Raw genomic sequence first — 13,458 nt, 5'->3', positions numbered from 1 at the left:
GGCTTGGGCCGGTGACCGGTTTTGTTGCCGCCGCGGTGATGGCGCTGACCACACTGGTTCCGATGCCGTGGCTCGCGGCCTTGAGCTTTTTCCTGCTCGGCGCCGGCCCGATCCTGTGGGTGATCTCGACCACCACCTTGCGGCAATCGGTGACGCCGCCGTCGCTGCTGGGACGGGTCTCCGCCATCAACATCATGAGCTATGGCGCGCGTCCGCTCGGCTCCGCGCTCGGCGCCATCATCGGCGGGCTCTACGGCGCGGAAGCCTGCCTTTATCTGGCGGTTGCGATCTTCGGCGCACAGGCGCTGGTGATCCTGACGTCGCCCGCGGTCTTACTGGCGCGGCAGCCGGACATGGTCGGTGACGGTCCCAAGGTGCTGCGGGCCTGCTGAGACGCTGGCCGCAATCGTCATTGCGAGGAGCGAAGCGACGAAGCAATCCATCTTTGCTGGGCCATGGATTGCTTCGCGGAGCCTGTCATCGGGCGCGCATTCGCGCGACCCGTTGGCTCGCAATGACGGCTTTTGCGGCTATCTTCTTCCAAATTCTCTGCCAGCGTTCGTTCCGGCTTTCCCATCTCCTTTCATATGATATACATCATCCCACAACACATCGGGAGCTTCCATGGCCGACCAGACCGCAGCGATCGACGCCGCCCCGCGTCCTGAGACTTCCTCCACCGTCCGGCAGATCGCGGTGCTGGCGGCGCTCGCGGCAACCGGGACGCTCGCCACCAACATCCTGTTGCCCTCGCTGCCGCAGATGGCGGCGTCGCTGCGGGTTTCGAGCGCGGCGGTCACGTCCGCCATCACGGTCTTCCTCGCGGTGTTCGCGCTCGGCCAGCTCGTGGTCGGGCCGATCTCGGATCGTTACGGCCGGCGCTGGCCGGTGCTGACAGGCTTTGCGGTATTCTTCGCCGGCAGCGTCTGGTGCGGCCTCGCCAATGATCTGCCGAGCCTTTTGATCGGCCGCGTCATCCAGGCCGCGGGCGCCTGCGCGACTTCGGTTTTGTCCCGCGCGATCGCCCGCGACATGTTCTCGGGCGCGGCGCTGGCGCGCGCGATGGCACTGATCATGATCGCGATGGCAGCGGCGCCGGGTTTTTCCCCACTCGTCGGCGGCGCGCTCGAGCATTATTTCGGCTGGCGTTCCGAATTCGCGCTGGTCGCGGCCTTTGCCGGCCTCGGCGCCCTCGCCTATGGCAGCGTGTTCGGCGAAACCCATCACGCGACGCGGACCCCGCTCCATCCGCGCGCGATCGCCCAAAGCTATCTTGGCCTGATCACCGATTGCCGTTTCCTGGTTCCGGCCGTGACCGTCAGCCTGATCATGGGCGGGCTGTTCGCGATGTTTTCGGCCGCGCCCCGGGTGCTGATCGAAGCGCTGGATTTTTCGCCGATCGAGCTCGGCCTGTTCTTCGCCGGCACCGTGATGATCGTGTTCGCCGCCGGCATGCTGGCGACCAGACTGGCGCCCCGTTACGGGCTCGACCGCTCGATCCAGCTTGGCCTGATTGCCGCGGCCACCGGCAGCCTCGCGATGCTGCTGGTCTCGATCGTCAGCCCGACGTTTTTTCCATTTCTTGGCGCCATGAGCGTATTCCTGCTCGGCATGGGCATCGTCAACCCGCTCGGCTCCGCCCAGGCGCTGTCGCCGTTCGGCGAGAAAGCCGGCGCCGCCTCGGCGCTGCTCGGCTTCTGGCAAATGATGATGGCCGCGGTCGGAGTCTGGCTTGGAGCGACCGTCTCGCATGAGGCGATGTTCGCGCTCGGCATCGTGCTGACGGTATTTTCGCTGGTGGCGATCGGCCTGTACACGACGCGGACGAAAGCTGGCTGGAACAGGCCAAAATTCGTCGATGGTTCATCCAGGTAGCCACGTGCTCGAAAGTTTCTCCCGCTTTCAAGGCATTGCTGACATGGCTGGACTTGCTATGGGCTCCGCCTGTCGCAATGACGCAAAGCGGACATCTGGTAGAACACCGACATCGGCCAAGCGGAAATGTGGCCGCTGGCGGTCACGCCGATGCGGTCCTTCGACCCGCGGCTAACCGGCCGGCGCAGAAAACCAGAGCATGAGCTTGAGACCCGGTGCGTTATCAAGCATTTCGATCCGCGCGCCGTGAAGCCGGGCGACGGCGGCGACCAGGCTGAGCCCGAGACCGTTTCCCGGCGTGTAGCGGCTCTGCTCGAGCCGGTAAAAGCGCTTGAAAACATGCTCATATTGGTCGAGCGGAATTCCGGGCCCGTCGTCGGCGATCGAGACCACCGGCCTGCCGTCAATGGTTTGGTTTGCGACGATGACTTGCCCTCCGACGCGGCCGTGCTTGATAGCATTGTCCACAAGATTGGCGATGGCATCAAAGATCAAGTCACGATCGCCCGTCACCAGCACCTCCGGATCGCCCACCACGGTTAGGCGGGTACCGTCCTGTTCGGCCGCGGCATCGTACAGCTCGACAACCTCGCTGCCGATTTCGACCAGATTCACCGTGCGGAACGCGCCCTTTCGTTCCTGGGTCTCGATTTGCGCAATCCGCGTCAGTGAGGAGAATATCCGCAACACAGCGTCGAGATCGGCGATCGTATCGCCGATCAGCGATTGATCGTCTCCACTATTGCGCTGACCGTGATAGGCTTTCTCCAGCCGTCCGCGCATTCGCGTCAGCGGCGTCCGCAGATCGTGCGCAACATTGTCGCTGACCTGCTTGACCTCTCCCATCAAAGTTTCGATCCGGTCCAGCATCAGGTTGAGGTTCTCGACAACGCGATCCCATTCATCATGGGTGCCGCGGAGCGGGATGCGCTTGTCGAGACCGCTGAGCATGATGGCTCGGCTGGCCGTGTTGATCGATTCGATCCGTCCGACTGTCCGCCGCGTCACCAGAATGCTCGCGACCGCCGCAAGCAAAAATATCAATGCAACGCCCGAGATCACCGCCGCCTTCATCTGATCGGCAAAGCTGTCGAGGTCGCCGATATCTGCTCCCACCAGCAGACGATCGCCGCCTGGAAATGCTTCGAGCTTGGCCCGCAGCAGCGGCCGGTCTGTCGCGTCACGCAACGGCTCCAGCGCGCGGAACTCCGTCCATCCCCCGGTTGCCGTGACGGTCGATGGCCACGCCTTCAGATTCCCGGCCAGGGGGGCCAACGAGGGATCGGCGAACAAATACGCATTGCCCATAAAGCTGTTGTCGGCGATGCGCTGCTGGATCAGGGCGACCAGCCCGTCACGCCCCGATCGCTCGTAAACGGCTCGCAGATTAGAATACTCGGCCACGATGGCGCGGTCGGATCGCCCGCGCACGTAGGAGGCGGTGGACAGGTAAACGTAGCTAAAAATAGCCGACACGATCACGCCGAAGGCCCCGATCGCGATCAGCGCCAGCCTGAACGTCGATGACGTTAAGGTGTTAGCCAGGAGCACGGAGACAGTACCCCATACCGCGCACCGTGTGGATCAGCGGATAGGCCTGCTGGCCGTCGACCTTGCGACGCACGCGTCCGACATAGACATCGATAATGTTTGTCGAGGGATCGAAATGAAGATCCCAGACGTGCTGCAGCAGCATGGCCCGGGATACCGCCCGGCCTTCGTTGCGCACCAGATACTCCAGCAGCCGAAATTCTTTGGGCAGAAGCACGATGTCCTTGCCGCGCCGGCTGGCGGTCCGCGACATCAGGTCTATCGCGAGATCGCCGACACGCAGGATGGTCTCTTTGACGACGGTGTCGCTCCGCCGTCCCAGCGCCTCGACGCGCGCCAGCAGTTCGACGAAGGAAAAAGGCTTGACCAGATAATCATCGCCGCCGGAACGCAGGCCACGCACCCGATCGTCGACTTCTCCGAGCGCGCTGATGATCAGGACGGGGGCGGCGATGCCGTCGTCGCGCAGCTGACGCATCACCGCGATGCCGTCGATGTCCGGAAGCATGCGGTCGATCGTGATCACGGCATAGTCGCTGGTGACGCCGCGGCTCAGCGCCTCGTTACCGGTGGTGGCCAAATCCACCTGGTAACCGCTGCTGGTGAGCGAATCCACCAGATGACCGGCGGTTTCCGGGTCGTCCTCAACGACCAGAATACGGCGGTGACCTCCCGTCATGGTCTTCAGTCTCCGAACCACCGGTCAACGAGCCGAATTCACTCCTCAGCGCCTGGATATACGTCAGGAACCAACCCATGCGTCATTGGAAGGTTGCCTGAGGACTCGCAAATAAGCGTGAAGGTCGCCTCAGGCACTGCGGTCTCTGTGCCTTGCTCTCGATCGACGCCGACGCGATGGCACGCGGTACAGACGCCAACGCGCCGGGCGTCGTTCCAGCAAATCGCCAGGTCGATATGACGGCGGCGTCACATCGATCACGCTTCAGCAGCATCAGTAATAGTCGCCGTAGCAGACGTTGACCCACCGCAATCCATAGGACGTCCACACTCTGCGCCAGCAGCTGTCGTAGGCGGCGTAGGTGTAGGGCAGGCCAACGAACGCAAAGCGATGGTGGCGATGATGGAAGAATCGGTCGCCGTGGACCGCAAACCTCGAAAACCGGGGCGAGAATCCAGAATGCGCAAAATGCGCACCCGCGAAATGGCTGCCGCTAAAATGCGCGCCGCCCATGCCGCCGAAATGCGCGCCGCCGCCCATGCCGCCTCCATGCATGCCGCCTCCGTGTCCGCCGCCGCCACGCGCGAGCGCCGGTGACGCAAGAGCAAGCGTCGTTGCAAGCGCCCCCACCATGAAGCCATTAAGGAGCTTGTTGTTCATCCCAGTCCTCCTCCGTGGTTGAATGCAGCGGCGGAAGCCGCCGCAGAAAGACGATCAGGAGACCCAAATGATCTGGTGATTACAACTTACAAATGCGACAGTTTCTGACAGCAAAGTTAGTTTCGCCGCGTCGCCTGGAGTGCCGAACTGTCCTCGTCCTTTTCAGGGAGGCGCGCCTAGTCGCATGCGGTGGCGATGAGCGACGCAAGCTCTTCGCATGTTGACCACATCGGCTGCCTTTCGTTGGGGGAGATGCGTCGATCATGCCGATGGATGTCGGTTGACGTAGAAGTTCCCCATCCGTCTGCCGACAGGCGACTCCTATCGTCTGGCGGTGGCAGCCATGTGGCTGAACGACTGTTGTCCCATCGCGAAATTTGTTTGGCGGCAAATCGGCGTCATAGCGAACGTCGCGCAAGCTGCACGACAAAATCTCGATTTAGGGGGCCGCGCCCTAACGCTTGCTCACGACCTCGCCGTCCTCCTTGACGAACGATGTAACGGGTCGATCGAGCAGATCAAGCACGAGCTCCGACGGCCGGCACAGTTTTGCGCCCTTCTCCGTTACGACAATCGGCCGGTTGATCAGGATCGGATGATCCAGCATGAAATCGATCAGCTCGTCATCGCTCCATTTGGGATCGGCCAACCCCAGTTCGGCATAGGGCGTGCCCTTCTCGCGCAGTAGCGCGCGAACGGAAATTCCCATCGCCTTGATCAGTTCGATCAGCCGGGCGCGGCTCGGCGGGGTCTTCAGATATTCGATGATTTCGGGTTCCACGCCGCTCTGCCGGATCATCGCCAGCGTGTTGCGGGAGGTGCCGCAGGACGGGTTGTGATAGATCGTAACGCGCATGATGGTGCCTCCTGCCGGCCGCATTTCGGGCGAATAAAGCGGGGCTTCGCCCGAACCAACGGCGCACCCGATTGCCGGCTTCCAGCGTCGTGATATCCCCATCCGGGAAAGCGGGAAACGCCATGGGCGATGTAACCACAACTATCGCCGGGATCGAAATTCCTTCCGCCAACCCGGTGTTTCTGACCGTTGTGGCGGTTCACGTCCTGCTCGGGCTCGCCTGCGTCGTCACCGGCGCGATCGCCATGCTGAGCGGGAAGCACGCCGGCCACCATCCCCGCAACGGCATCATCTATTTCTGGTGCCTGGCCGGGGTGTTCCTGACAGCGACCAGCCTGGCCGCGGTGCGTTGGACTCACGACTACCACTTGTTCGTGCTGGGCGCATTGGCGTTCGCGGCAGCCTGTCTGGGCCGCCAGGCCAGGCGAAACCGCTGGAGCCATTGGGTCCGGCTGCACATCGCCGGCATGGGCGCGTCCTACGTTCTGCTGCTGATCGCGTTTTACGTGGACAACGGAAAAAGCCTGCCGCTCTGGAAGGAGTTTCCGGCGTTCGTGTACTGGCTGCTGCCGGCCGCGATCGGCATCCCGCTGATCGTCTACGCCCTGCTTTGGCATCCGCTGGCGCATCGGCCGGATCCGTCCTAGGTCGGGAAACGGCGCCGGGTGTTGACGTCGGTGACGTAACGGATGCAAATGCCGGGGCAACCCGGCGGGACCGGTTGCGAACCATGCGGCCAAGGAACAGATTTAGCGAAGTGATGAGCCAGCGTCAGCTTCCGATCATTCTGGCGCTCGGCACCACGCAGACATTGGCCTGGGCCTCGAGCTACTATCTGCCGGCGGTGCTGGCCGATCCGATCGGACGCGATCTCGGCATCTCCTCGAACTGGGTGTTTGCCGCCTTCTCGGCGTCGCTGGTGATATCCGCCCTGCTCGGCCCGCGCATCGGCCGGCAGATCGACCTGGTCGGCGGCAGGTCGGTGCTGTCGATCTCCAACCTGACGCTGGCGGCGGGGCTGGCGCTGCTGGGCTTCACCACTTCGATTGCGTTGCTGATCGCGGCCTGGCTCCTGCTCGGCATCGGCATGGGCGCCGGCCTGTACGACGCCGCCTTCGGCACGCTCGGGCGAATCTATGGCGACGCGGCGCGCCGCTCGATCACCGGCATCACCTTGCTCGCCGGCTTTGCCTCCACCGTCGGATGGCCGCTGACGGCGCTCGGGCTCGAGAGCATCGGATGGCGCAACACCTGCTTCGCCTGGGCCGCGGCGCACATCCTGATCGGCCTGCCGATCAACTGGCTGATGCTGCCGCCCGTTGCCGGCGCGAAGGCAGCCGTCGCGAACGCCGTCAAGCCGCACATTCCGATCGACCGCACCATGGCGCTGCTGGCCTTCGCCTTCGCCGCGGCGTGGAGCGTGACCGGCGCGATGGCGGCGCATTTCCCGCGCATCCTGGAGGCAGCGGGCGCCACATCGGTGCAGGCGATCGCGGCCGGCGCGCTGATCGGGCCGGCGCAGGTCGCCGCCCGTATCGTCGAGGCGAGCCTGCTCAGCCGCTATCATCCGCTGGTCTCGACCCGGCTCGCCTGCCTCACCCATCCGCTCGGCGCGATCATCGTGGCGCTCGCCGGCGGCGGGGCGGCTGGCATGTTCGCGATCTTCCATGGCGCCGGCAACGGCATTCTCACGATCGCGCGCGGCACGCTGCCGCTCGCCATCTTTGGCCCGCAGAACTACGCCTATCGCCTCGGCATCATCGGCGCGCCGGCGCGGATGGCGCAGGCGGGCGCGCCGCTGGCGTTCGGGCTGTTGATCGACGCCATGGGCAGCCGCATCCTGATCGTCTCGAGCGCGCTCAGTCTTGCGGCCTTATTGGCGCTGTTCCTGGTGCACGGGCGGCCGCGGGCGTCCGAATAAACGTTTTTCCCTTCCGTTCGCGCCAGGTTTCGCGCACAACCGCGGCATGGAAAACGAGAGCGGCCCGGCAGAAGGCGGCAGAGGTTTGGTGCGCTGGGCAATCACGCCGCCGCAATCCTATGCGGTCTATCTCGTCTGCCTGCTCCTGGTGGCTGGATTGTCGTTTTATGCGGGGACGCTGAAGCCGAAAAAGGCGGTCGGCATGTCGCCGCCGCCGATGTCAGCACCGCGCAACTGAAGCGCACCGTCGGTTTCTCACTGGGGAGAACATCATGTCAGACGAAGCACCGCCGTCGATCCGGCGCATCAACCCACCCGAACTCGGCACGCCGCCCGGCTATTCCCAGATCGTCGAGATCGGCCCCAGCCGCGTGGTCTTTATCGCCGGCCAGACCGCGCTCGACTGCGACGGCAACGTGGTCGGCAAGAATGACTTCGCCGCGCAAGCGGACCAGGTGTTCCGAAATCTCGGGGTTGCGCTGCAGGCCAGCGGATGCACGCCGGCCAATCTGGTAAAACTCACGGTGTTCCTCACCGACATGGACCATCTCGGACGCTACCGCGACGCGCGAAACCGTTTCTTCGCTTCGGTGGCGCCGCCGGCCGCGCCCGCGGTGACGCTGGTCGAGGTATCGAAATTGTATGGTCCGGATTTCATGATCGAGATCGAGGCCATCGCGGCACGGTGACGCGAATAGCCCATCCATGGCAGACCAACCACGCTATTTGACGGTCCTGACGTTGCCTTGTCCGTGCGAACCGTCGTCTTTCGAGCTGCCAACCTTGCCTGCGGCAACGCGGCTGGAGAATTCCGTTTCGCGATTGGCGGCAAGCTCGCTTGCCTGCTCGATCCATTTTTCGCGATTGATGCGGCCCCGAAACGCCAGATAGCTGCCTACCCATTTGACGTTTTCTTCGCGCCAGGCTGCGATCTGCGCGAAGTGCCAGATCCCGAGCCCATGCAGGCGACCTTCGTTTTGCGGGCCAATACCCCGGATCCGCTTGAGGTCATCGGGCTTTCCGCCAAGCGGCGCCGCAAGGCCAAGGGGCCGGCGGCCAGCGTGGTCGGCTTCGCCTTCGACAGCTCCCGCCTCCTGAGGCAGGCTCTTGGCGAGCAGATCGGCGGCGGCCGCATCAAGCGGCGCATCGGCGGAATCATCGACAATGATGGCTCCGGATTTAACGCCCGCCGAATGATCGGTGTCGCCGCCGGAAGCGAGCAATCTTGCCTGCGCGATCCAGTGCTCGCGCTCGATACGCCCGGGAAAAGCCAGGTGGTGGCCGACCCAAATTGCTTCATCGGGCGACCAATCGGCGATCTGGCGAAAGTAGTGGATGCCGAGCGCATTGCATTTCTTCTCGTTTTTTGGCCCGATCCCCTTGATGAGTTTCAGATCATCGGCCTGACCGCCTTCCGGCACCGTTATGCCCACAGGCCTGGTGCCCGCATGAACGGCGGCGACCGCCGGGGTTTCGATTACGGCAGCCGCGGCTTCGGCAGCCTTTGCCGCCGCGGCCTGACGTGCCTCTTCAGCAGCCTTTGCCGCCGCAGCCTGGCGCGCCTCTTCGGCGGCCTTTACCGCCGCGGCGTGACGTTCCTCTTCAGCGGCCTTTGCCGCAAGAGCCAGACGTGTCTGTTCAGCCGCTTTTGCCGCCGCGGACCGACGAGCCTCAGCGGCCTTTGCCGCCGCAGCCAGTCGAGCTTCTTCAGCGGCCCTTGCGGAAATGGCGCGCGATCTTGCGTTACGCAGCCAGCGACCCAGCAGGCCGCCGGCGGCGTAGCAGAACGCGAGTAGCAGGAGCGTTTCAAGATAAAGGCCTGCGCGTTCCGGGAGCCAGTGGAGAACAGCTACTGCCAGCGCCAGGAGAAACGCCAGCGCGAACCATCGCCCCAGACGTCCGACAGCTTCCTCCAGGGTTCGGCGCCCCGACAACCAGTAGCCGACAGCACCGCCGGCCAGCAGCGCTGCAACCGACCACACCCAATAAGTCGCGAGAAGGTACAGCATGACGCGTCTTCCGTTCTATTTGGCGTCGAATTCGATGCGGCGATTTTGAGCGCGCCCCTCTTCGGTGTCGTTCGATGCGATGGGGCGTGTCTTCCCGTAACCGATCGCCGTCAGACGCTCGGGGGCGATTCCGGCTTTGATGAGATAATGGGATACGGCCTCGGCGCGCCGCCGCGACAGTTCTAAATTGCTGTCGTCGCGGCCGACCGAATCGGTATGACCGGAAATTTCAATATGCGCGTCCGGGCATCGCATCGCGGTCGCCGCCAGATTGTCGAGCACCGCGTCAGAATCATTTTGTATGGAGGCCTGGCTGATCTCGAACAGGATCTTGCCCTGGGCGAGAATGTCCGCAAACAGCGGCTGGCACGCTGCGGCAACGATCGGCTCGCCCGGCGCCGCGACGCCAATGGTCGCGTTGGCGTTGTACCCGCGCGGCACGGCTGCGGAAAGTGCCGAGGGGATGTCGGCCGCTGCCTTGGCGTAGAACGCGTCACCCTTGACGGTGATATCCAGATCCGACATCGAGCCCGCACCTGAGGAAAGCCGCGATAGCTGCTGCAACATCGCGGATGCCGCTTTGGCGAAATCCTTTGGCGCGCCTTTGCCCTGGGTAAGTTCATCACTCAGCCGGGCGCCAAGGAAGCGTCGGCCGATCGCGGAGAGCAGTTCCCGGTGCGTTTTCTCGTCGGGATAATAGCCGCTCAGCCTGATCGCACCGCCGCTCTTGGTCGCATTGAATATGTAGGGCGTGATTTCGTCCGACTTGATATCGACCCTGGCAATCGTGGCTCCCGCCGGCAGTTGCCGGGTCGCGGCCAGGGCGGCGCGATAGATCGCCGCCGTCGATGCCCGACCGGCGATGGAATACGCATTGTTCGACAGCGAGACCTCTCCGCCGGCAAGCTTGCCTGCCTCGGTGAGCCCGTAGGCCGCGATGGTTTCGAACCCGTCCGGCGCGCCTTGCGCGTAGCTCAGCTGATCGACGACGGTTGCGCCGGGCGCCGAAGATCTTGCGGCCTCCAGGATTTTCGCGCGCGCGGCGGGCCGCGGCACATTTCCGGAAAGAACGAGCCTGTCGCCATCGCGCCTGGCGTTGAACGCGTAGGGCTGTGCGGAGGGCACCGTGGTGATGTCGTCATTGACCAGACGCACGCCGTCCGTATCGAGGGCGAGTTTGACGGTGTCGCCTTTGCCCTGCGCATCGAAGGCCGTACCGGCAAGCCTCGCATCGCGGCCGGCCACCGTTACCGACGCCGCGTTCAAAATCGGAGCGGCGATCACCGCGGCGGTTGCGCGCGCGGCAAGGTCGCTTTCCACCCGGTCGGTCATGACGAAACTGGCGATCGCCCAAATGACCAGAAGCGGAAGTATGCCGATCCACCAGTGCTGACTTTCCGACATCGTGTCCGCCTCCGCCCCTACGGATATTTTGAGGCCGGATCGATACCCGATCCACACGCCACCGAGATCGAGAAATCCGGTCTGATCGTGTGTACCACGAGCCCTGCCCAACCGTCTGCGTGAAACTATATTCGCTATTGTGGGACGAAATATGTCGCTGTTGCTTTACATGGGGAATTGCCCGTAACCTATCAGCTGCATGTTGGTTTTTTGCTTCGGGACCGCCTGCGGACGTCTCCAAACCATGGATTTCCCTATAAGACTTCCTATTAGCAGGAACTTGCTCGGAGACCAGCGCGATCAGGGCGGCGTATTCCGATCTGTCGTCGATCGCCAGGCCGCGGCTGTTAGGACTTCCGTTGTCGCAATCCATATCCCGGCAAACACGGCGATCAGCCCGAGCGCGAGGACGGCCTGCGCAAGCTCCGAACAGATGGCGGCAAGTGTCAGCACCATGACGGTTCGCCGATACGATCGCACCGCGCACAAATTTCTTGCGTTCATCAGCGGCGCCAGCATAGCCTGCGGCGGGGATATCGCAGCCTCCCCATGAAATGGCGATCCCATTCAAGCGCTGCTCGCCCTTGCCTGGAGCGAGCACATGGATGGATTTTCTCCCGAGCTTGCACTTTTTCTGTTTGCGACATTCGCAGGCGCGCTGGTCGCGGGCCTTTCCGGCTTTGCCTTCGGCCTGGTCGCCGCCTCGATCTGGCTCTACATCCTCAACCCGCTGCAGACGGCGACGCTGATCATCGCATTCGGCCTGATCGTGCAGGGCTATTCGGTCTGGAAGCTCCGCCGCGCGCTGGACTGGAAAAAACTCTGGCCATTCGTGCTCGGCGCCGCGCTCGGCGTACCCGTCGGCGTCACGGTCCTGACCTGGACCAACCCCGCGCATGTGCGCATGGGCATCGGTGCTTTTCTGATTGTCTACAGTTTGTATGCGTTGTTTCGGCCGGCCATCAAACCGGTCAGAGCTGGCGGCGGCGCGGCCGACGTCGGCGTTGGATTCCTCAATGGTATGCTCGGCGGCGTCACGGGACTGGCCGGCATTTTCGTCACCATCTGGTGCGGGCTGCGCGGCTGGCCCAGGGAGGTGCAGCGCACGGTGTTCCAGCCGGTGGCGGTCGCGACGTTCCTGATGGGCGCGTTGTGGATCGGCGCCAGGGGTGCAATCACGCCCGATACGGTCAAGCTGTTCCTGATCGGTCTACCCGCCCTCTTCGCCGGCACCTGTCTCGGCCTCAAACTGTTTGGTCGGATCGATGAGGCCGCATTCCGGAAGGTCGTGCTGGGACTGCTTCTGCTCTCGGGCGTCGTCCTGATGGCCTAGTCGGCCCCGGACACCGGCGGCGCGTGCTGGCAGGTTTCGACTTCGACGGTCACGTGGCTGAGGCCGCGCAGGCCGCCGAGGCGGCGCTTGTAGACGGCGGGCGGCAGCGGGCGGTTGGAGACAACCGAGATCACCGCCGCGCGATGCCCGGGACCGACCTGCCACAGATGCAGATCGGTGACGCGGTCGCCCCTGGTCTGAAGCCGGCCGCGGATGACGGCTTCGAGGTTTTTGTCGGCGTTGACATCGAGCAGCACCGCGCCGGACGCGCGGATCAGCCCATAGGCCCAGCTGGCGATGACGAGGCTGCCGACGATTCCGACCGCGGGATCGGCCCAGACCCATTGCGAAACCATCGCTACAACAAGCGCGACGATGGCGAGAACCGAGGTCGCCGCGTCCGCCAGCACATGGACATAGGCGGCGCGCAGGTTGTTGTCGTGATGGCGATGGCCGTGGTGATGACCTTCCTGATGGTCATGATCGTGATGATGATCATGGCCGTGAGCATCGCCGCTGTGGAGCAGCCACGCGCTGACGAGGTTGACGAAAAGACCCAGCACTGCGACGAAGATCGCTTCGCCGTATGCAATCGGAACGGGGTAAGCGAGCCGGATCGCACTTTCATAGGCGATCTGGACCGCGATCAGCGCCAGCATGATGGCACTGGCAAACGCGGCCAGGTCGCCGAACTTGCCGGTGCCGAAGGTGAAACGGGAATTGCGCGCGTGCTGGCGCGCGAACAGGTAGGCGAACGCGGCGATGCCGAGCGCGGCGGCGTGGGTGGCCATATGCCAGCCGTCCGCGAGCAGCGCCATCGATCCGAACAATGATCCGGCCACGATCTCGCCCACCATCATGACGACGGTCAGCGCCACCACGAACCAGGCGCGGCGCTCGTTCCGGGCGTGCCCCGCGCCCAGGAAAACGTGCTCGTGGGTCCATTGGTCGATCGAATCGGAATGCATGGCCAGCCCCAGGGAATTTCGCGCGATTTGGTACTCGTGAATATAGGCCTCGTGCACAGCCGTTTTAAGGGGCCAGCGGCCGTTACGACGCCTCCTCGGGCGGCTTGATGTGCCGGAACGAGGACAACAGCGCGAGGTCGTAGGCGATCTTGAGCGTGCCGCAGACGACCAGCGGCAGGCCGGGAAAGGCCGTCATCAGAAG

13 protein-coding genes and 2 pseudogenes are annotated in these 13,458 nt (G+C 63.8%); 7 read left to right on the top strand and 8 right to left on the bottom strand.

Annotated features, from left to right (window positions below; translation table 11 throughout):
• Together WCE35_RS07150 and WCE35_RS07145 are read left to right on the top strand one after the other, a co-directional pair.
• Window positions 1-392: pseudogene (locus tag WCE35_RS07150) on the top strand (MFS transporter); the annotation flags it as partial.
• Window positions 393-624: 232 nt separating this feature from the next.
• Window positions 625-1,875 carry a multidrug effflux MFS transporter gene (locus tag WCE35_RS07145; RefSeq protein ID WP_424592648.1) on the top strand — a complete coding sequence of 417 codons (1,251 nt, stop codon included), beginning with the start codon at window positions 625-627 and terminating at the stop codon, window positions 1,873-1,875.
• A gap of 171 nt (window positions 1,876-2,046) precedes the next feature.
• Here the strand turns inward: WCE35_RS07145 and WCE35_RS07140 are convergent.
• The 4 genes and pseudogenes from WCE35_RS07140 to arsC form a co-directional block, all read right to left on the bottom strand.
• Window positions 2,047-2,982: pseudogene (locus tag WCE35_RS07140) on the bottom strand (sensor histidine kinase); the annotation flags it as partial.
• A gap of 430 nt (window positions 2,983-3,412) precedes the next feature.
• Entirely contained in the window at window positions 3,413-4,105 is a 693-nt protein-coding gene (locus WCE35_RS07135) for a winged helix-turn-helix domain-containing protein (protein ID WP_424592647.1), read from the bottom strand.
• Between the two features lie 273 nt (window positions 4,106-4,378).
• Window positions 4,379-4,765, bottom strand: a complete 387-nt coding sequence (locus WCE35_RS07130) for a hypothetical protein (RefSeq protein WP_424592646.1) — start codon at window positions 4,763-4,765, stop codon at window positions 4,379-4,381.
• Window positions 4,766-5,219: 454 nt separating this feature from the next.
• Window positions 5,220-5,621 (bottom strand): arsenate reductase (glutaredoxin), encoded by a 402-nt coding sequence (gene arsC / locus WCE35_RS07125; RefSeq protein ID WP_424592645.1) that lies wholly within the window; start codon window positions 5,619-5,621, stop codon window positions 5,220-5,222.
• Between the two features lie 122 nt (window positions 5,622-5,743).
• Here arsC and WCE35_RS07120 point away from each other — a divergent pair, with 122 nt between their 5' ends.
• From WCE35_RS07120 to WCE35_RS07105, 4 genes are all read left to right on the top strand, one after another.
• The gene (locus WCE35_RS07120) at window positions 5,744-6,268 is read left to right on the top strand and encodes a hypothetical protein (protein WP_424592644.1); all 525 of its coding nucleotides are present in this window, start codon (window positions 5,744-5,746) and stop codon (window positions 6,266-6,268) included.
• Window positions 6,269-6,381: 113 nt separating this feature from the next.
• Entirely contained in the window at window positions 6,382-7,542 is a 1,161-nt protein-coding gene (locus WCE35_RS07115) for an MFS transporter (protein ID WP_424592643.1), read from the top strand.
• An 88-nt stretch (window positions 7,543-7,630) separates the two neighbouring features.
• Window positions 7,631-7,780, top strand: coding sequence for a hypothetical protein (locus WCE35_RS07110; RefSeq protein ID WP_424592642.1), 150 nt, complete (start codon window positions 7,631-7,633; stop codon window positions 7,778-7,780).
• 34 nt (window positions 7,781-7,814) lie between these two features.
• Window positions 7,815-8,231, top strand: a complete 417-nt coding sequence (locus WCE35_RS07105) for a RidA family protein (RefSeq protein WP_424592641.1) — start codon at window positions 7,815-7,817, stop codon at window positions 8,229-8,231.
• 33 nt (window positions 8,232-8,264) lie between these two features.
• Here WCE35_RS07105 and WCE35_RS07100 read toward each other — a convergent pair whose 3' ends face one another.
• From WCE35_RS07100 to WCE35_RS07090, 3 genes are all read right to left on the bottom strand, one after another.
• Window positions 8,265-9,551 (bottom strand): hypothetical protein, encoded by a 1,287-nt coding sequence (locus tag WCE35_RS07100; protein ID WP_424592640.1) that lies wholly within the window; start codon window positions 9,549-9,551, stop codon window positions 8,265-8,267.
• 15 nt (window positions 9,552-9,566) lie between these two features.
• Window positions 9,567-10,955 carry an OmpA family protein gene (locus WCE35_RS07095; protein WP_424592639.1) on the bottom strand — a complete coding sequence of 463 codons (1,389 nt, stop codon included), beginning with the start codon at window positions 10,953-10,955 and terminating at the stop codon, window positions 9,567-9,569.
• 300 nt (window positions 10,956-11,255) lie between these two features.
• On the bottom strand, window positions 11,256-11,411 hold the full coding sequence (locus WCE35_RS07090) for a hypothetical protein (RefSeq protein WP_424592638.1): 156 nt from the start codon (window positions 11,409-11,411) through the stop codon (window positions 11,256-11,258).
• 145 nt (window positions 11,412-11,556) lie between these two features.
• On the opposite strand from WCE35_RS07090, the gene WCE35_RS07085 reads away from it, so the two are divergent.
• Window positions 11,557-12,288, top strand: a complete 732-nt coding sequence (locus WCE35_RS07085) for a sulfite exporter TauE/SafE family protein (protein ID WP_424592637.1) — start codon at window positions 11,557-11,559, stop codon at window positions 12,286-12,288.
• On the opposite strand, the gene dmeF is transcribed toward WCE35_RS07085, so the two are convergent.
• Window positions 12,285-13,256 carry a CDF family Co(II)/Ni(II) efflux transporter DmeF gene (gene dmeF, locus WCE35_RS07080; RefSeq protein WP_424592636.1) on the bottom strand — a complete coding sequence of 324 codons (972 nt, stop codon included), beginning with the start codon at window positions 13,254-13,256 and terminating at the stop codon, window positions 12,285-12,287. The genes WCE35_RS07085 and dmeF overlap by 4 nt on opposite strands.
• Between the last annotated feature and the right edge of the window lie 202 nt (window positions 13,257-13,458).

The organism is Bradyrhizobium sp. (assembly GCF_049691595.1).
In the GTDB taxonomy this organism is placed as follows: Bacteria; Pseudomonadota; Alphaproteobacteria; order Rhizobiales; family Xanthobacteraceae; genus Bradyrhizobium.
Note: the sequence above shows the minus strand (reverse complement) of the source record. Positions and strands in the feature narration are given on the sequence as shown.

Coding starts and splice junctions, on each gene's coding strand:
- WCE35_RS07145 (WP_424592648.1), top strand. CDS start 625: ATGGCCGACCAGACCGCAGCGATCGACGCCGCCCCGCGTCCTGAGACT.
- WCE35_RS07135 (WP_424592647.1), bottom strand. CDS start 4,105: ATGACGGGAGGTCACCGCCGTATTCTGGTCGTTGAGGACGACCCGGAA.
- WCE35_RS07130 (WP_424592646.1), bottom strand. CDS start 4,765: ATGAACAACAAGCTCCTTAATGGCTTCATGGTGGGGGCGCTTGCAACG.
- arsC (WP_424592645.1), bottom strand. CDS start 5,621: ATGCGCGTTACGATCTATCACAACCCGTCCTGCGGCACCTCCCGCAAC.
- WCE35_RS07120 (WP_424592644.1), top strand. CDS start 5,744: ATGGGCGATGTAACCACAACTATCGCCGGGATCGAAATTCCTTCCGCC.
- WCE35_RS07115 (WP_424592643.1), top strand. CDS start 6,382: ATGAGCCAGCGTCAGCTTCCGATCATTCTGGCGCTCGGCACCACGCAG.
- WCE35_RS07105 (WP_424592641.1), top strand. CDS start 7,815: ATGTCAGACGAAGCACCGCCGTCGATCCGGCGCATCAACCCACCCGAA.
- WCE35_RS07100 (WP_424592640.1), bottom strand. CDS start 9,551: ATGCTGTACCTTCTCGCGACTTATTGGGTGTGGTCGGTTGCAGCGCTG.
- WCE35_RS07095 (WP_424592639.1), bottom strand. CDS start 10,955: ATGTCGGAAAGTCAGCACTGGTGGATCGGCATACTTCCGCTTCTGGTC.
- WCE35_RS07090 (WP_424592638.1), bottom strand. CDS start 11,411: ATGGTGCTGACACTTGCCGCCATCTGTTCGGAGCTTGCGCAGGCCGTC.
- WCE35_RS07085 (WP_424592637.1), top strand. CDS start 11,557: ATGGATGGATTTTCTCCCGAGCTTGCACTTTTTCTGTTTGCGACATTC.
- dmeF (WP_424592636.1), bottom strand. CDS start 13,256: ATGCATTCCGATTCGATCGACCAATGGACCCACGAGCACGTTTTCCTG.